At 56.3% G+C, this 18,603-nt stretch carries 12 protein-coding genes; 6 read left to right on the plus strand and 6 right to left on the minus strand.

Annotated features, from left to right (window positions below; all coding sequences use genetic code 11):
• The first annotated feature begins 130 nt into the window (after positions 1-130).
• Positions 131-964, plus strand: coding sequence for a class I SAM-dependent methyltransferase (locus ACSQ13_RS14290; protein WP_295510885.1), 834 nt, complete (start codon positions 131-133; stop codon positions 962-964).
• A 9-nt stretch (positions 965-973) separates the two neighbouring features.
• Here the strand turns inward: ACSQ13_RS14290 and ACSQ13_RS14295 are convergent, their stop codons facing one another.
• The 6 genes from ACSQ13_RS14295 to ACSQ13_RS14320 are packed head-to-tail and all read right to left on the minus strand — an operon-like array spanning position 974 to position 13,306.
• Positions 974-2,764: a glycosyltransferase gene (locus tag ACSQ13_RS14295; RefSeq protein ID WP_295510887.1), complete on the minus strand. Its 1,791-nt coding sequence runs from the start codon at positions 2,762-2,764 to the stop codon at positions 974-976.
• 22 nt (positions 2,765-2,786) lie between these two features.
• Complete coding sequence (locus ACSQ13_RS14300) at positions 2,787-3,950, minus strand: UDP-galactopyranose/dTDP-fucopyranose mutase family protein (protein WP_176248038.1); 1,164 nt, start codon at positions 3,948-3,950, stop codon at positions 2,787-2,789.
• The gene (locus tag ACSQ13_RS14305; RefSeq protein WP_295510892.1) at positions 3,943-4,743 is read right to left on the minus strand and encodes a hypothetical protein; all 801 of its coding nucleotides are present in this window, start codon (positions 4,741-4,743) and stop codon (positions 3,943-3,945) included. Before ACSQ13_RS14305 ends, ACSQ13_RS14300 begins: the two co-directional genes overlap by 8 nt.
• Before the next feature lie 55 nt (positions 4,744-4,798).
• Complete coding sequence (locus tag ACSQ13_RS14310; protein ID WP_295510894.1) at positions 4,799-6,118, minus strand: aminotransferase class I/II-fold pyridoxal phosphate-dependent enzyme; 1,320 nt, start codon at positions 6,116-6,118, stop codon at positions 4,799-4,801.
• On the minus strand, positions 6,115-6,366 hold the full coding sequence (locus ACSQ13_RS14315; protein ID WP_295510898.1) for an acyl carrier protein: 252 nt from the start codon (positions 6,364-6,366) through the stop codon (positions 6,115-6,117). The genes ACSQ13_RS14310 and ACSQ13_RS14315 overlap by 4 nt, the downstream gene beginning before the upstream one ends.
• A 28-nt stretch (positions 6,367-6,394) precedes the next feature.
• Positions 6,395-13,306 (minus strand): type I polyketide synthase, encoded by a 6,912-nt coding sequence (locus ACSQ13_RS14320; protein ID WP_295510901.1) that lies wholly within the window; start codon positions 13,304-13,306, stop codon positions 6,395-6,397.
• 376 nt (positions 13,307-13,682) lie between these two features.
• On the opposite strand from ACSQ13_RS14320, the gene ACSQ13_RS14325 reads away from it, so the two are divergent.
• The 5 genes from ACSQ13_RS14325 (at position 13,683) to ACSQ13_RS14345 (ending at position 18,560) form a co-directional block, all read left to right on the plus strand.
• Positions 13,683-14,480: an ABC transporter permease gene (locus ACSQ13_RS14325; RefSeq protein WP_435988118.1), complete on the plus strand. Its 798-nt coding sequence runs from the start codon at positions 13,683-13,685 to the stop codon at positions 14,478-14,480.
• Complete coding sequence (locus tag ACSQ13_RS14330) at positions 14,453-15,127, plus strand: ABC transporter ATP-binding protein (RefSeq protein ID WP_295510906.1); 675 nt, start codon at positions 14,453-14,455, stop codon at positions 15,125-15,127. Before ACSQ13_RS14325 ends, ACSQ13_RS14330 begins: the two co-directional genes overlap by 28 nt.
• 251 nt (positions 15,128-15,378) lie before the next feature.
• A complete protein-coding gene (locus ACSQ13_RS14335) occupies positions 15,379-16,437 on the plus strand; it encodes a hypothetical protein (protein ID WP_295510908.1) in 1,059 nt (352 codons plus the stop codon).
• 50 nt (positions 16,438-16,487) lie between these two features.
• Positions 16,488-17,609, plus strand: a complete 1,122-nt coding sequence (locus tag ACSQ13_RS14340) for a polysaccharide biosynthesis/export family protein (protein ID WP_373028983.1) — start codon at positions 16,488-16,490, stop codon at positions 17,607-17,609.
• A gap of 36 nt (positions 17,610-17,645) precedes the next feature.
• Positions 17,646-18,560 carry a sulfotransferase gene (locus ACSQ13_RS14345; RefSeq protein ID WP_295510910.1) on the plus strand — a complete coding sequence of 305 codons (915 nt, stop codon included), beginning with the start codon at positions 17,646-17,648 and terminating at the stop codon, positions 18,558-18,560.
• The last annotated feature ends 43 nt before the right edge of the window (positions 18,561-18,603 follow it).

Below are 18,603 nucleotides of genomic sequence, written 5' to 3' on the forward strand. Positions count from 1 at the left end.
TAAGAAAACAAAGCTGCGCTTTGACTGTGACACCCCCTCGGATTTGAACTCGGTAACCATGTGGCCTTCTCATTGCGAGCTTCCCGGCTTGAAGCTATTGAAGGGGTAGTAATCATGAAAAGAGCTTTGGATGCCAGACTTTCTTCGCGCGCAATCGACCCCGATCAAGCGACTTTTCGGCTTTGGTTTTCACCTTTTTGATCTGGTTGCGTATGAGGTTTTATACCGCCTGTCGCCCGCACGAAAACACTGGTTCTTTAACGGGGGCTACCTGCCTTTTGATCCGGATTTTGTTGAATATCCCGAATTTCCCGGCGAAGCACATTGCGCGATGATGTATCATCAGGCCGGAAGAACCCAGATCAAAGAGCTGGGCATTCACCCCAAAGATATCCTTGATGTCGGGTGTGGCCAGGGCGGTGGTCTGGTTCTTCTTTCACGCCTGTTTCCTGAGGCAAACCTGACGGGAACCGAGCGTAGCCCGTCCGCCCTTGCCCGCAAACGCACCGCGCCACTGGTCACGGCAGATATCCAAAGAGGCAAATCAAATCGCATCGCGTTTGAACCGGAAAGTTTTGATCTGGTGATAAGCGTCGGCGCACCGACCTATTTTGGATTGACGACTTTTGTTCAAGAAGCGGCAAAAGTGCTCCGCCCTGGCGGGGTCATCTCGTTGAGCGGAGGATACCGGCAGGGCAATCACAGGGAAATCGAAGACGAATTGCGCACAGCCGCTTTGGCTTCGGGGCTGGATTTCATCAGCTACAAAGACATTACCCCCAACACCTTCGCATCCCTCAAGGCAGACCTGCCCAGACGTGAAATCGTGCTTGCAAAAGTACCGTGGCCGTTCAGCCTTTATGCGCACAAATGGGCGGATATGCCGGGCAGCCGAGAATACGAAGAATATGAAACCGGATTGCGCGCAGATTTTGCAGCTGTCTTGAAAAAGCCCGATAGCTAATGGGTCGCATCAGGGCTGATCAATGCCAAAAACCTTGCGCCACGTCTCTTGGCTGCGCAGGCTTTCAAGCTGGGCAGCATAGGTTGTTGTCATTTCCTTGTGCCGCAACTGGTGTCGCAAACACACGTACAGGGTTTTGAAAAACAGACGCCAAAGCTCAAACAGGTTGCTTTGGTAAAGGGTAAATTCGGTGCCATCGGGATTGCGACAGGCCAGATAGTCGCGCGCACCGACCGCCGTGGCCTGCGGCATTGTCTGAAACCGCAGCGGCTTGCGACGTGGCAAAAGCCGCGACAGGTGCAAGGTGACAAAACCCTTCACAGACATTTTGACCATCGCCAGAACCGATGGATCAAGTGGCACCAATGTCCCTTCCTCGCTTTCCGGCATCGCCTCGGCCGCATAGACCTTTGGCTCAGGAATACCCTTGAGCCAGGATAGCAAGGCTTGGTGGCGGGTGGTTTCATCAACGGCAAAAGACACGCGCGGGTCTTCGATGGCATCCGAAATAGCCTTGAGCAAGGTCTCCACCGACCGGTATTGGTGCTTGAGCAAAACGCTCAGGCAGTACCCCAGCAGATAAAGCGTGTCGGGCGGGGCCGCAGTGTGCGGGTGCAAAACTCCCAGCAAAAGACGGTTGCGCAGGTCGTAATACAGCAACCAATCGCTTTGCTTGTAGGCAAAGCTTTCGTGCCAGACCACGCACCCCGGCAACGGGATCGTTTTGACACCTGCCGCGGCCATGCGGCTGCCATATTCGATGTCGTCACCACGAATAAAAAGCCGCGGTGGCAGGCCGATGGCGCGGATCACATCGGTGGGAATGGTACAAAACCACCATGCATTATAGTCGATCAACGGAGTTTCGTTGAAAAACGCCAGCCCTTGGGGGGTATCCATCCGAAGGTGATGGCCAAGGGATTCCACAAACCAAAGCGGATGCAACCGCCCGCCAGCCTCGTGCAACCGGGTCGGGGCCTCAATCTCCAGCATCTGCCCGCCAAGCGCCAGAGCCTCGTGACAATACCCCAAAAACAGCGCGATCCGGTCGAGCATTCTGGGATCAAGGACGATATCGTCATCCATCAATACATGATGCGTCGTCGGATTTTCTGCGGTTATGCTTTCCAGCATACTGCGCGCAAAACCACCGCAACCGCCCAGGTTGGGTTGCTCAAGAACGTTCACAAAGTCCAGATTGGCATTCTCTAGCAGGTCCGGATCGGTAAACGAGGCCCCCTGATTGATGACCCAAATGCGATCAATGGCGGGCGTTTTTGCGCGCTGCTGAACCAGCGCTTCAACCGTCCGCGCCAAAAACGGTTCACGGTTGAATGTACACAACCCGATCGAAAGCGTCGCGGTGCGGAGCGGGGCGGTGTCCGTGACCCAGCCAAGCATCGAAATGCGCGTCTTGGTATCGGCCTTGAGCGTGAAAGTCAGCCGCACCGTGTCTTCGGGCAGGTCGTTCAGCCAGATGATATGCTGCCCTGAACCCGACCACCGTGCAATTTGCACCGGCCCTTGTTCAGCGTGGACCGCAAAGATTTCAATCGAAACTGCCGCATCCGACTGAACCCTAAGGCCGATATTGCCGATGCTTGTGTGCTGGCCCCAGACATGGGTGAACAGCGCGTTAAGGTATGTGTCGGTTGAAAGCAGTTCATTTGCCTTCAGGGTCCACGGCAGGTCGCCCCGACACCCCGGCGCGGTGTCCGGTTCGTTCAGATACAGCGTTGGCGGGCGATCAAAGTCAGGCGCGATAACATTCTGGATGGCATAGGCTTCAACGTTACTCATCAAATCAAGTTTACTCATTAAATTACATTTCGTGTACGAATGCGTCGGGTTTTCTATCCTGCGCAAATGCAGTTTCGATATGTTCTGCTACATCAAATGCGCGTGCGATTGAAACATCCATATCGAGATACGCATAGGTCCCCAATCGCCCCGCAAAGGTAACGCCAGACGTCGCGTTTGCGAGGCTGACATAGCTGTCGAGCATCGCCATATCATCGACCAGACGCACAGGATAATAAGGGATATCTCCGGCTTTGGCAGTCTCGCTGAACTCCGTGTAAATCACCGACTTGTCAAATTTCCCGGCCTCCCAAGGGGCGAAATACATATGCTCTGTAATGCGGGTGAACGGCACGTCCACATCGCAATAATTCAGCACAGCGGTCCCTTGATAGGGCGCATCCTTTACCTCTTTTTCGAAGCGCAAAGTCCGATATGCCAGCCGCCCAAGCGTGTGATCAAAATACCGGTCCAAAGACCCGGTATAGACAACGTGATCATACCCCGCATCGCCATCAAGATTTTCAGCAGTCGTAGACAGACGGACAACGATGTTCGGGTGATCAAGAATGGAGTCCACCGCCGCTGTGTATCCGTCGCGCGGGATGCCCTGAAACCCGTGGGCGAAATAGTTGTCGTCATAGGTAAAGCGCAGCGGCAGGCGTTTGAGGATGGAAGCAGGCAGGCGTTTGGGTTCTAGCCCCCACTGCTTGAGCGTATAGCCCCGGAAAAATGCTTCGTAGATATCACGCCCCACAAATTTGAGCGCCTGTTCTTCAAATGTTGTGGGGTCGTCGACATCGCATTCGGCAAGCCCCTGAACAAAGGTTTGCGCCTCTTTGGGGGACATCGAAGTCGAAAAGAACTGGTTGATCGTGTGCAGATTGATCGGCATCGAAAAGATCTTGCCGCCGACATTTGCACGCACTTGATGGCGGTAGGGCATCATCTCGCAGTGATGGTTGATGAACTCCCAGACGCGCGCATTATCCGTGTGAAAAATATGCGGCCCATAAACATGGACCATCACACCGGTTTCTTCATCACGCGCGGTATGGCAATTGCCGGCAACATGGCCCCGCTCGTCAATCACCGTCGCCATATGCCCCGCTTCGGCCAGTTTGCGTGCGACCACCGCGCCGGTAAACCCCGCACCAACAATCAGGATATTCTTCGGCTTAAGCATTCAGGCTTTCCTCCATCAATCGTGCGGCAAAGCTTCCCTTGGGAAGGCCGGCGTTGAACCTGCGTTTGAAAGCGCTGTTCCACAGGTGAATTGCACCGGTTTCCGGCGATAAAGAGGCCACAAAAGCCGCGTCCTGCTCTCCGAACCGGTCGACGTCTTGAAAGAATACCGGATAGAAATGATGGCTGGGTCTCACGCTTGGAAAGACCTTCCGCTTTTGCGCGTAGTAGGTTAGCGCGACCGGCCCCACAGTTGCATAGGTGACCGCGCCGGGGAAAAATGGTTTGCCTTGCAGTTTTTCCAACACCCGTCTTTCAAGGTCTTTCGAAATCCAGGGCGGCATTTTATAGGGCCGCGAAGTCAGCTTTACGAGATCTTTCGTGAGCGGCGATTTCGGCGGAAGCTTCATCAAGGCATTGCCGACAAGGTTTTTTTGCCACGTCGCCAGCGGGTCCGGGTTTTCGGGCGTTTCCCAAGCCAGGATCATGGGCGGCGACAGGTCCATCTCGCGCAGGAAATACATATCGCTATCCATCCACACGCCGCGCTGTTGTTGCTGGGAACGGTAACGGAAAGCATCCGAAAAGGGCGCAGAAGACCCAAAGCGGCCGGGCTGGTCCACGCCATCGTAGAAAAAGATTTCATCTTCGGGGACAACCGTGCGCGCATCTTTATGCACCACGCCTTGGGGAAGGTTTGGAACCTCGCCATAGCTGTACAGATGCACCTCGTGACCGCAGCGCACCGCCGATTTAAGGCAGGCAACCGAAAGCCAATCAAGGTCTCCGGACATCCAAAGTGTCAGAAGGGGGGGACTTGTTCCAACCATATCGTATTTATTGAACTTCCTAATTGATGTCAGCCAAAGGGCTGTTGCGCAGCTGCGCCATGAGATTGGCGGTTTCCGCCAGCGCATGGGAAATCTGCGCCTCGGTGTGGTCGCAGGTCAGAAAAAACCGCAATCGCGCGGCGTTCATCGGCACGCCCGGAAAGGCGATGGGCAGCACATGTATGCCGCGCTCCAACAGCTTCATGCTGAGCGTCACGGCGATGGCCGAATTGCCTATGATAACGGGGATGATAGACGATCCGATACTTGTCCCCGTATCGAGCCCGTGGGCGGCGGCACTTTCCAAGAAAAACCTGCCGAGCGCATGGAGTTTCGCGACCCTCTCGGGCTCTGCCGTCATGATCGAAAGGGAACAGGCTGCCGCAGCAGCAAGCGGCGGCGACAGGGCCACAGAATACACCGACCCCGGTGCCTCGTATTTGATGATGTCAATCAGTGCGGCACTGCCCGCCACGTACCCGCCTGTCGATCCTAGCGTTTTGCTTAGCGTGCCCATCCAGATATCAACTTCGGTTCCGGCCACGTTGTAAACTTCACGAATGCCTTTTCCCGTGGCTCCGACACAGCCAAGACCATGGGCCTCGTCCACCATCAGCCAGAACCCGAACTGCGCCTTCAGGGCAAGCAAACGCTTAAGGTCGGGGATGTCGCCATCCATCGAATAATGGCCTTCAACCACAACCAGCGTTGCGCGGTATTGGCCTGCATTTTCCTCCAGCAGGGCTTCTAGTGCATCCAGATCATTGTGAGGAAAGCTGCGGCGGGACGCGGCGGATAATTCGGCCCCCACCGAGGCACTGTTGTGAATATACGCGTCATAGATAATCAGGTCGTCTTTTTGCGTGATTGTCGAAATGACCGACACATTGGTCGCGTGCCCCGACACAAAAGTCATGGCATCTTCGACGCCGTAATGACGGGCCAGCGCCGTTTCCAGTTCCCGGTGTATCGGGCGTTGCCCCCCGGCAAGACGGCTGGCCGAAGCAGAGACCCCATAGCGGTCAATCGCATCCTTGGCGGCATTGCCGGGCCGGGGATCAGCATTAAGTCCGAGGTAATCGTAGGACCCGAAGTTCAAGACGTCCCTGCCCTCAAAATCGCTGACCACAGACGGTCGCCCCTCAAGCTGGCGGAACGTCGGGTCCCCGATGCCATGTGCCGAAGACATCTGGCGCAGAACCTGACGCTCTTTATAGCCCGCCGCCGCATCAAAGGCGGGGCTTTTGGTCGGGCTGGGGCTTGCTTGGCCCATGCCACGGACAGCGCTAAGCGCGCGGGCACGGTCGGCAGCAGAAAGGGGAGGTTTACGGGATCTCATTGGGCCCCACCGCTTGCTTTGATGTGGTCCACAAGCATGGTGGCGATCCCCTCAATCGTAGAGTCGTCCCCCAAGGCCGACATCGGAAGATCGTCCCCCAACGTGTCCTGCGTCGCAAGGCCCAACTCGACCCCCATCAGCGAATCCATCCCGTATTCTGCCAGTGGCCGCGTGGAAGAAAGAGATTTGGCCGAGACCCGCAAAATCCCCGCGATTTCGGCCTTGAGAAACTCGGTTGTTCGTTTCACCGCTTTCGCATGGCTTAGTGTCAACAAATCAGCACGCAGGGTGCCCGAGTTTTGCCCCTGACCGGATGACACGGCCAGTCTGTGCAGGCGCTCGTGACTTGGATGACCCAGCACGGAGAGCTGACCCAAAGCGCTTGCCCACCCCATCTACGCAAGGGTCAGGCAAGGGCTGCTCCAGAAGGCGCGTTAATGCGCCCAACGCCACTGCCGCCGGGAACCGTAGCTTGCCCGTTACCTGATACAGCATCTTCGACAGTGCCTCGTCCCGAGCCACATATCCAACATCCGTAATCGCGCCAAAGCCCACGGCGAGCCCTGCCAATCCATCCGCCACCCGCCGTTTGATCACCGCCTCTTGATAGGCATTTGCCGCGACATAAGCGGATTGCCCAATGTTCCCGACAAGCGTCGCCAGCGACGTAAACGCAACAAAGGCCTGAAGATCGTCCGACCGGGTCGCCCGATCAAGGTTATCCGTCCCAAGGGTTTTCACCGTTAGCACCTGATCCAGATAGGCGGCGTCGATGTCCTGAAGCCGACGATCCTCCAAGACCATCGCGGTATGATAAACGCCTGCCAGTGGTGCATCGCGGCGCAATGCGTCCAGAGCCGACAACAGGGTCGGCTTGTTTGTGATATCACATGCAATAATCCGCACTTCCGCACCATCGCTGCGCAATTTTTCGATGCGCGTGGCGACGTCGTCAGCAGGGTTGCCAGACCGGCTGAGCAGCGCCAACCGCTTGGCACCCCGTTGCCGAAGTATTTCAGCCCATTCAAAGCCAAGACCACCCAAGCCGCCCGCGATGACATGCCACCCGTCGGGGCGTGCCATAAACATTGGAGATTGAGCAGGTTCCGATGACGCCAGACTGCCGACGTTTGGCGGGGTCACGACAACCTTGCCGATCTGCCCCGACCGTTGCATGAGCCGGAAAGCCTCTGCCACATCCTCCGCCTCAAAAACCGTCATCGGCAAGGGGGGATACTGGCCATCCGCCACATGGGCCATCACATCTTTCAGGACAGCCTTTGCAATCTCCGGACGGTCGGCCAGCAAGCTGTCGACGTCAATCCCGTGGTAGGAAATATTGTCCTTGAGGGCGCGTAAACCGACAGATGTATTTGCATAATAGTCCTGTTTGCCAAGCTCCAGAAAGCGTCCGTAGGGCCGCAGCAATCCCAGACTTGCCTCCATCGCGGGGCCGGCAAGCGAATTCAGGACAACGTCCAAACCCCGACCATCGGTGATTTCGCGGATCTGGCTGACAAAGACCATGTCCCGGGATGACAAGACATGATCCACCCCCAGTTCAGCCAATAGGTTTTGTTTCACAGGGCTGCCCGCCGTCGCGATGACGCGCGCCCCAACGCGTTGCGCCACGGCAATGGCGGCAAGGCCAACACCACCGGCACCACCGTGGATCAAGACCGTTTCGCCCTCCCCAAGTCGCGCGAGATAGTCCAGCGCGTATTGGGCGGTGAAATATGAAACCGGCAATGTTGCCGCCTGATCAAGGGGCAGATCAGGCGGGACGGCGGTAACCCAACTGTCTTCGATCACCAGATGCGTGCCAAAGGACGATGGCCCGAAAGCGATCACAGGGTCCCCGACGGCCACCTTTGAGACGTCAGCACCAACGCGCACCACTTTACCCGCACATTCCAACCCAAGGGTCGCGCCGACAAATCCGGCCTCCAAGGCTTCTTCGGGCAGCAAGCCCAATGCCCACATGACATCGCGATAGTTCAACCCGGTTGCCGCGACTTCGACCTCGACCTCATTCGCACCCAGCTTTGCCCGCCGGGTTTGTTGCCACGACAATCCGTTCAGACGCCGCGAACCGAGGCACGCCAGTGTCAGGGATGTATCCTCGTCCGAAGCGCGGCCAGGCGCGGGCTTTGGCAGCCCCAGTTCAACACGCAAGCCCAGTGTGGTGTCGGACCTCAAAACAATCTCGGTTTCAGCTGGTGCAGATCGGGCAAGCGCGCGAAGCGCTTTCAACAGACCTGTCGCATCATCCAGATCGCACGCATCAATCACAGTGATCTTGAGCGCAGGATATTCGTTCGATATGGTGCGCAGGCTGCACCACAATGCAAATTGTTCCGGATCGGCAGGCTGCGCGCCATGAAACTGCGCCCCGTTGGGCAAGGCAACAATGACCGGACGGCCAGCTTGGGCAGCTTCCAGAACCACCGCCTTCAAACACAGCAAACTTTCAGCCAGCGTGGCTTTTGCGCCCTGTGATCGTTTCACCAACACAGGTGCAGTGTCATCGGCGGGGGTAACCTGCTCAAGACTGTGCCAAGCCGTTTGACACGGGCCATAAAGGCTTTGCCAAACATCGAGCCACGGGTCGGCCCCGCTTGCCAGATCAATCTCGTCATCGGCGGCAGCGGCAGGCAATCGCGCCAACAAAAGATCGCCACCGGCTGCGTCATCAGGAAGCGCAAAACGCTGCATTGGCACCCCGAGGTGCTGTTCATACCGCTGCTGAAGGCGCTCTGTCCTTGGTGCCTGATCGGCGGGGTGCAGCGTGGTCACGCATGCGGCCTTAGCAAGTGCGGGCAGGCTTTGGTTCAGGATCAAGACTGCGCCGCCTGCATTGACCGCGCTTCGAAGCCAAGCTTCCGCATCCGGTTTCACAAGGGTTGCAGGGGCCAGCACGACGACGATATCAAAGCCCGCCGCGCTATCCCATGGGACCGACGCGAATTCAGTTTGTTCCGAAGCCCCCTCAAAAGAGGGTCTGCGGATTTCAACGATTTCCAGACCCGGATGGGAGCCCTGCACCGCATGTAACGCCGAAAGGTCATGACCCACGACGCCGACACGCACACGGTTTTCACAAGGCACCGAGCCTATCAGCCCTTTCACCGCAATCCTCAATATCCGGGCGGCCTTTGGGTGCATGTTCCCCAAGGTTTTCAGCGCTTCACGTCCATAAAGCGTTTCAGGTTCGGGCAAGGCCCCTGCCCCGGTCGCCAAGACCTGTCGCAGTGCATCCGGGAGACGCAACAAAACGGAAAGGTCGGAGACCAGATCAGGGCGTTCTTCCAATAGGCCATGGGCAATGTCGTTGGATTCCGGAAGCTCGGATACCTTGGACAGGTGCCACTGGTCAGGCACATCGTCAGGAACGGCAAGATCCAAGGCGGCCAGCATTCCCAGTAACGTTTGCTCTGCCCGATGCTGAGGGTGGGCGATTTTGTAAACGCCGTCGTCGTCTGCGTGTTCACGCATCACAGACCAGATTGCCTGATGCGTTGCTGCGGTCAAAAGCAGATTACTATCGTCGGCCTCTGCCTGAGGTGTCACTGCCTGCGCAATCGACGCCACAACGGCCCCGTCATCCAGTGCTGCGACACAAGGTAGGATCGGGCGGGCCGTGACATGATAGGCGTGCTGGTCAAATTCGACGGGTGCCAGCAAGAACGAAGCTTGCAGGCGCAAACCTTCAAAACACACAACCGGCTGCCCATCGGCGTTAAAACCGGTGACGTCCACAAGCGCAGACTTGGTGCCGACCGTGCGCACCTCAATACGTCCTGTGCTGAGCGCTTCGCCGGGCGCAAATACTTTTATCCGCTCCACACGGATCGGCACAAATCCCATCGCGGCGCGGTCGAAATCCGACCCCCGGCCAATCCCGCTGATCTCAAGAATGCCATGAAGCAAACAATCCATCTGGACAGGATCGACCCCGATCGGGACAAAACCGGGACGCAGGGTTAATCCCTCCGCCAAGACCACCTCGGCCATGCCATTGCCGACACGCACAGCAGCGATGCCTTGAAAGGCGGGGCCATAATTCAGACCACACCGCGCCGCGTTTTCATAGATAAAACGGCCCCGGTTCTCGGCGTCTGTGACGGGCAACGGCGCGCGCGCGCTTGGTGGCGTGGGTGCGGTAGAAAGCACAGAAAACCGCGCCCGCATATTTTCCCTGAACGGTTCCTGACTGAACCGTGCCCGAGAGTGCAGCGCGATCTGACCTGTGGAGCGGTTGGCGGTCGTTTGCAGTTCAATCCCTTGGCCACCTGACAAAATCACGGGCGCAACCAGATCCAGATCCGTGATCTCAACCAAGGAATTGCCCGAAACCTGACGCGCTGCGGCAATGGCCATCTCTGCCATGGCAGTGGCTGGTAACAAAACGGTCTCGCCCAGTTTATGATCCTTCAAGGCGGGTATGACGTGTTCATCCAGATCACGTCGCCACACCCCGATATCAGACGCAACCGAAGCCCCGAGAAGGGTGTGATAGCTGCTGTTCAACCCCAGCTGCCGTTGGATTTCAGGGCTGTCGGTCGCCCTGAGCTGGGTGTTTTGCCAAGGATAGCGTGGCAGGTCGATGGCCGGACCCTTGGGGGGCGCAAAGCTTTTGCTTTCGTCAAACGCGCAGCCGCTCAGGACCGCGCGCGCAAAGGCCCGCGCAACGGGGTTCACCCCCATAGGATCTGTTTTTGAAAGCGTGCGGGTGACCACGACATCGCCTGTCGCAGCTTTTGCGCTATCGCTGATGTAGCTTGCCAAAACAGGGCTGGCACCGATTTCAAGGAAACAATCAAAGCCAGCCGCAATCGCGCTTTCAACAGCGGATTGGAACAAGACGGGTTGCCGCAGATTGTCACACCAATATCCGGCCCCCAAGTCGGCTCCGGCCACTTCGTACCCTCTGGTGCACGAGAAATAGCGGACCAAAGCGTCCGACGGCTGAAAATCCCCCAAGGCATGACGAAACTGCGCCTCGTAAGGGTCCAGCAAGACCGAATGGTAAGGGGAATCCAGATCAAGCTGTACACAAGCAAAACGATAGGTTTTTCTTACCCATTTGCCAAAGCGCTGTAGCTCGGGTTTCGGTCCGGTCAGTGTGACGCTGCGCGCGCTGTTGATGGCCGCAATCGCAATCGGAAAATCAGGGTCGGCGTGATCGAAGACTGCCAAAGCCGCCTCGGCCTCGGCAGCACCTGCCTGCAAGGCGGCCATGCTCCCTTTGCCTTGGATATGTTTTTGATTGGCGCAACGATGGACAATCAGTGAAACTGCTTGCCCCAGCGATAGCGCACCGCTTGCGTGAGCCGCCGCAATCTCACCGCCACTATGGCCCATCACGGCAGCAGGCTTTAGCCCTTTTTCGGCCAAGGATTCAGTCTGGGCGATTTGATCTGCGAACAACAGGCATTGTGCGATATCACCGCTGGGGGTGGTCAGCGCATCCCCGTTTACGCTGTCCATAAGCGACCAACCGGCGATCTGGTTGAATTCCGCGTCGATACGTTCGAACACACGGCGATAGGTCGGGTCGGTTTCCAATGCCAGACGGCACATGCCCCCGTATTGGGCACCGTTGCCAGAATAGGCAAACACCGTTGGCAGACCAGCGCGCCGCGACTCCACCTGCACAAGCCTATGGTCCGGTTGCCCTTTTGCGAAAGCTTGCAGCGCTTCCTTCATAGCCTCCGCCCCGTCGGCCAGAACCGCGAGGCGCTTTTGGTGCAAGCCCCGTCCGGCCCACATCTGATCAACCAGCCCGCCTTGGCAAAATGCCTGCGGGTGATCTGATTTCTCAGCATAGGCTGCGGCAAGCTCTTTCAACCCGCCCTCGCAAAATGCCGACGTCACCACCAGCCTGTCTTGCCGTACCGGGCCCGCAGCTTCGGCAGGCGCTTCGACCGATTGCACAATGCAATGCGCATTCACGCCACCGAAACCAAAAGAACTGACCCCCGCAAGCAGAGTTCCCGTCTCTGGCAGCTTTAGCGCGTCGCGAACGACGACAAGGTTCAACGCGTCAAAATCAATATTCGGGTTCAGTTTTTCCGCGTGCAACGACGCAGGCAGAACCCGATCTTCAAACGCAACCAACGTCTTGAGCAGCCCCACAAGACCCGAAGCGGGTTCAAGATGCCCGACGTTGGACTTGGACGACCCGATTGGCAAAAGCGCGTCGCGCTGTTGCGCAATCGCACGGCTCAATGCGCGCGCCTCGATCGGGTCCCCCACAAGCGTACCTGTGCCATGTGCCTCGATGAAGGACAGCGCGTTCGGGTCAAGCCCGGCCCGCTGATACAGTCCTGACAGCAAACTGAACTGCCCCTCCTCTGAGGGGAGTGCGACGTTCATCGTCTGACCATCTGCGTTTACGTCTGTATCCAGCACAACCGCGCGGGCGCGGCGCGGCACAACATCGGAACGCTGCAAAACAACGGCAACGCAGCCCTCTGCGCGCACATACCCGTCTGCACTGTCGGAAAATGACTGGCACCTGCCCACCTGCGACAACATATGAGCGGCGGAAAAACCGACAAAGCTGCTGGGGTTCAGCAAAAGGTTAACCCCGCCAACAATCGCGGTATCGATCTCGCCCGAGGACAACGCCTTGCTTGCGACGTCCAGCGCAACAAGAGACGATGAACACGCCGTATCGACGACAAAGCTTGGGCCGCGCAAATCAAAAGCGTGCGAAATCCGGTTCGCCACCAAAGACAGGGTGTTGCCCGTCATCATATAGGCGTCTGTCAAGGAAGGATCGCGGCCCAGGATGGTGCCGTGGTCCATGCTGGATGCGCCGACATAGACCCCGACCCGCTGCCCCGCCAAACTTGCAGGATCAATATGGGCATCCTCAAGTGCTTCGAACACAACTTGCATCAACAGGCGCTGCTGCGGGTCTAGTAAGATGACCTCGCGGGGCGAGAGGTTGAAGGCAGACAGGTCAAAGCCCCAGATATCGTCCAATACACCTGCGGCGAAAGTATAGGATTTGCCCTGCGTCCCGGGCTTGGGATGAAGGAAAAGATCATGGTTCCAGCGGTCCTGTGGAACAGAGGTAACAGAACACTTTCCTTCACGCAGAAGCGACCGAAAAGCTTTGGCATCTTTTGCGCCCGGCAGACGACAAGCCTGGCCAATCACATATGTACTCGTATCCACAATAATGATCTCTTTGATGGTTGCCGCTTTTGTCTGTGCCGCCCTGAGTTGCCGAAAGGTTAACTAACTGTCAGCAAGTGGATAACCCCATGGAACGCAAGCAGCAAACAGTTAACGCCGCGCTTACGCTTCATTGCGCAGGTCATGCCGTCAATACCCCATATCGGTTCGCGGGTCGCTGCGTCGCGCTGTTTTTTTTCAGCTCTCTTTTCAGAAACCCTACCGCAGAAATTCCAGCTTTGAACGCCGCTGATTTCAGGGCCCTGCATATGGACAAGCAGCACAGGCAACCTTTCAGATGCGCCAGATTCCCCTTGCGCCAGTCGGTCAATTATTTGACTGTCTCCCTCACAGCGGCGACTATCGCTAGAGCCGCTTGTCAAATGCCCGTTTTCGCAACACGTTAGTGAGACAGATGTCGCCACTCGTCACTCATATTAGCGTCATATTTGCACTGGTGCTCCGAGAAGCGCGTGTAAGGCATGGGCGGGCACGCATCGGCTATACTTGGGCGATCATTGAACCGGTCTTGCTGATCTCCATTCTGACGTTTCTGTTTCAACTGATCGGAACCGGAGGGCGCAGCGACTTTGCGCTCTTCTTTGCCACGGGCGTCTTATCCTTCCAGCTCTTCCGAAATACCTCGAGCTACATCAGCATGTCGTTCGATCAAAACCGCCCCTTGTTCAACTATCCGATGGTCAAGCCGATGGATGCGGCATTGGCGCGGCTGGTCCTTGATGGGTCGACCCATGCTGTTGTCATTACCCTGGTTCTTTGTTTCCAGATTTTCGCGCTTGGCGCTCCGCCACCCGACAATATTCCGCTGATGTTTCTGACGTTGTTTTTTCTGCTCATGATGGCGTTTGGAGCAGGTGTAAGTCTGGCCGTCATCCGCCGTTTCATGCCCTCCATTTCAAATGTTTACATGGTCATCATGGGGCCTGCGTTCTTTGTATCATGCGTTTTCTTTTCGATTTCCACTGTACCGACACTTTATCGAAGTGTTCTGGTCTGGAACCCGCTCGTACATGGTATCGAAGGGTTCCGCTCAGGGTACTATCATGGCTATCATGATGCCGATGTTGACTTGTTTTACCTGTTTACATGGGTTGTTGTGTTGAACTTTTTTGGATTGGTGGGTGAATGGCTGACACGTTTTCGGAGCGTATGATTGACCTAAACAACGTGTCCAAGACCTATCCCTTGCGGACCGGAAGAAAGGTCATCCTGAAGGGGGCGACCATTTCGCTTCCCTGGCGCAACACCGCGATACTTGGCCGCAACGGTGCAGGAAAATCGACGCTTCTGAGGCTGATTTCGGGCATCGAAAAGCCCGACACCGGCACAACATCCCGCCACAAAACGATTTCCTGGCCGATCGGTTTTAGGGGCAGCTTTCACCACGAGCTAAGCGGCATCGAAAATGTCCGCTTTGTCGCCCGTATCTATCGCCAGAACACCGAAGAGGTCATTGATAAAGTAGAAAGCTTTGCCGAACTCGGGCAGTTTTTCTATGAACCGTTCAAGACATACTCTAGCGGTATGGGGGCGCGCCTTGCCTTTGGATTAAGCATGGCGATCAATTTCGAAGTGTTTTTGATTGATGAAGTGATGGCGGTTGGTGACGAGCGGTTTCAACGCAAGTCAAAGCGCGCCTTCAGTGACCGGCTACCGACGGCAAGGGTGATCATGGTGTCCCATTCGATGCCGGCCCTGCGCGAGCACTGCCAATCCGGTCTGATTGTCGATGACGGCAATCTTATCTACTATGAAGAACTGGAAGGCGCGATCGAACATTACCGGGCACTCAACGCCTAAGACCTCTCACTTTGCGGACCATTGCTCAAATTGGCATTTTCGCATATATTAATCTTACTCTACTTTTGGACGATAACATGTCAGCGGATGCGCCATCATTAGAAGCAGCTTCACCCAAGGATAAGTCCGCTCAGAAAATCCACGTTTTGAACGCCGGAGAGATCAATAGACGGTCACATCGGGCGCAGCGTTTCAGGCGACTTCTGACAATTCTCAGTTTTGTACTGTTTGTAATCCTGCCAACGGGGGTTGTGACCTATTACTACCTCGCAGTTGCTGTTGACCGCTATGTGGTGGAAAGCAAATTCGCGATCAAATCACCGGGGGCATCGGCCCCGACGGACTTGCTCGGCATCGTGTCGAGCGTGTCGACCGCGTCTTCGACAATCAGCGACAGCTACATGATCGTGGATTTCATCGAAAGTCGCGATCTGGTTGACCAATTGGAAGCCCGGCTGGATCTGCGCGCCATGTACAGTCAGGAAACAATCGACCCGTTGATGCGCCTTGAGGCAGACAGCACCAAAGAAGATGTGGTGAAATATCTGGCACGGGTTATTTCGATATATTTTGATACGTCTTCGCAAATTATGACGTTGCAGGTGCAGGCATTCTCGCCCGAAGACGCCCAACGGATATCTGCTGCGATCCTCGATATCTGTGATGAACTGGTGAACACCATTTCGGAACGCGCGCGTCAGGACACGATGCGCAGCGCCGAAGGTGAAGTCGCCCGTGTTGAACTGCAACTTGCCGCACACCGTGAAAAGATCGCAGCCTTCCGCCAATCCCAACAGGAGGTAGACCCGACTGCGGCCGCAGGTCAACAGATCCAGCTTTTGGGCAATCTCGAAGGGAAAATGGCAGCCACGAGGGCGCAATTGGGCGCGTTGGCAGGCGTGCTTGACGACGAATCGCCAAGTGTGAAAAGCCTGAAAAGACAGATCGCAGCGATGGGGCAAGAGCTGGAAAGCCAGCGCGCGAAAATGGGATCAGGAACACAAAACGGAGGAGCGACACAAGGCACCGGCCCCACGCTTACCTCCCAGATCGGGGTCTACGAAGACTTGGTCGTGGACCTGGATTTCCTGCAAAGGGCTTATTTTACGGCACTAGCATCACGAGAGGCCGCCCGGATCGAGGCAGATCGTATGCAGCGTTACCTGGCCGCGTTTGTTCAGCCCAGCCTGCCGGAAAAATCGCTCTATCCCAAAAGAACCTCAAATATCTTAATCTTCATTGCGTTTGCGACAATGCTCTGGTCGATTGGCGTCATGCTTGTGTACGTCGTCCGCGAACATAGCTCGTAGAAACTGGAACAGACGTGAAATACCCGACCCTTTGTATATGCCAAACCTCAGTGAGGTATCTCGCGCTGGCGTTAGGTTTGACCGTTTTGGCGAACTGTTCGTTGCCGGCACAAGGCCCGTCTGCCCAAGAGGTTCTGGAGCAAGCAGAAGTGCAGGGCTACGAGCTTGTCCCTATCACGGATGATGTTGCCAAACGCCTTTCAGCTGCGGGACGTCACGGATTTTCAGCCGCCTTTTTGAACGCACCGGTGCTGACGTCCAACCTTGTTGTTGGCGTAGGGGACCGGCTGAACATCCGTATCTTCGAAGCGGGCCGTGGCGGGCTTTTCAGCAACGATACCGGCAACGGTACCGTCAGCTTGCCAAACGTGACGGTTGGACCGGACGGGCTGATATCGCTGCCCTATGTCGGGACGATCCAGGCCAGAGGTCAAACACCCCGAAAGATCGAGCAAGAGATCGTTGCGTCACTTCAGGGCAAGGCAATTGAACCACAGGCAACCGTCGAGATAGCGCTGAATGCCAACAACAGCGTTACGGTCATGGGGGCTGTCGTACGTCCCACCAAACTACAGATGAACCTGCGCGGAGAGCGGCTTTCTGCGGCACTGGTTGCTGCCGGCGGCGCACGCAACCCTGCCCACGAGATTTCGGTGAAAATCACGCGCAGGGGGCAAACGTCAACGGCCTCGTTGGAGCGCATCCAAACGGATTCACGCCAGGATATCGCGTTGCGCAGCGATGACACCGTCACCGTTCTGCACAATCCGGAAAGCTATACCATAATGGGATCGGTCAACCGCCCCGGTGACGTCCCCTTCAGCGAACCGTCGATCACGTTGCTCGAAGCGATTGGCAAGGCAAGCGGTCTGCTGGATGTGCGCGCGGATTCAGGGAATGTCTTTTTGTATCGTCGCGAACAACAAGGTGTCTTGAGTGCCCACGGCGTAGCCAGAAAACCGTGGTGGGGTGGAAAAGGCGAAAGCGTGCCAACGGTGTACGTCTTGGATTTCAGTGCGCCAAAAGCGCTTTTCCTTGCCCAGACAATCCAGATGCGGGATGGGGATGCAATTTATGTCGCGAACGCTTCCGCTATCGCGCTGCGCAAAGCACTTAGCCTGTTCGGTTTGGGTGCTGTCACAGGGACAAGCATCACAAATCTTGTGAATTAAACCTCAGACAAGACCGTCTAAGGATTGGAGTTATCGATGGGAATAAAACCAATCGGACAGCAACAGGGCGTTACCATCAGGCACCTCTGGCCAGATACTGAAGGCACACCCAACCTTGTCGACGAGATCGGACCAGAACGCAGGCCCGATTTTCTGTGTATCGGCACGGAAAAAGCCGGGACAACCTGGTTGTGGCATTCGATGAAATACCACCCCAACATCGGCGTCCCCGCGACCAAAGAGCTTCGGATGTTCAATCAGTCCCGAACCTTTGACCCGCACCATTTCAGAGCAGCAAAAGAGTTTTTCGAAGACCCCCGCAACGCGCCACTTCGCCCCGATTTCCTGGAACGCGTGGCAACCGAGTTGCGCCTTTTATACGGTGGCATCCCTGCATATTTGCGGGTTTTCGGTCAGCTCAAAGAGCCGGTTGTTGGCGAACTGACACCGCAATACTGTATTCAACCGATAGAGCGGGTCCGCAAAATGCGCGAGATCGCCCCCGATGCGCGGATCGTTTACATGCTTCGGGATCCGGTCGAGCGGCTGCTGTCTGGTGCCCGTATGGTTTTAAAAACAATCGACCAGCCCAATAGCGAAGACCTTCTGTTCAAGGAAGCGCTTCACCCTATGCAGCTTTCTTTTTGCAACGGGCATAACCACATCGGAAAATTCGGAAAAGTGTTCGGGGAAGACAGGCTTGGCGTTTTTTTCTTTGATGATATTGCAAGCAGACCTGCGGATCTGTTCCAAGATATTTGCGACTTTGTCGGCGCACAAAGGGCGGGCGTCGATCCCGAAATCCTCTCTGCAAAAGTAAATAAGGGGCCTTCGTACCAACCTTCGCGCGATCTGCGCACCAAGCTCTACTCGCACTTATCGCCCGTCTATAAAGAATTGGAACACCTGTTCCCGAAACGGGTTGCCGTTTGGCGGGATACATACGAATAACAAAACAGGTACCCTTCGCGTCAGCGCGAAAACCGGAACGGCA

This window comes from Sulfitobacter sp. SH22, from assembly GCF_965641905.1.
Taxonomy (GTDB): domain Bacteria; phylum Pseudomonadota; class Alphaproteobacteria; order Rhodobacterales; family Rhodobacteraceae; genus Sulfitobacter.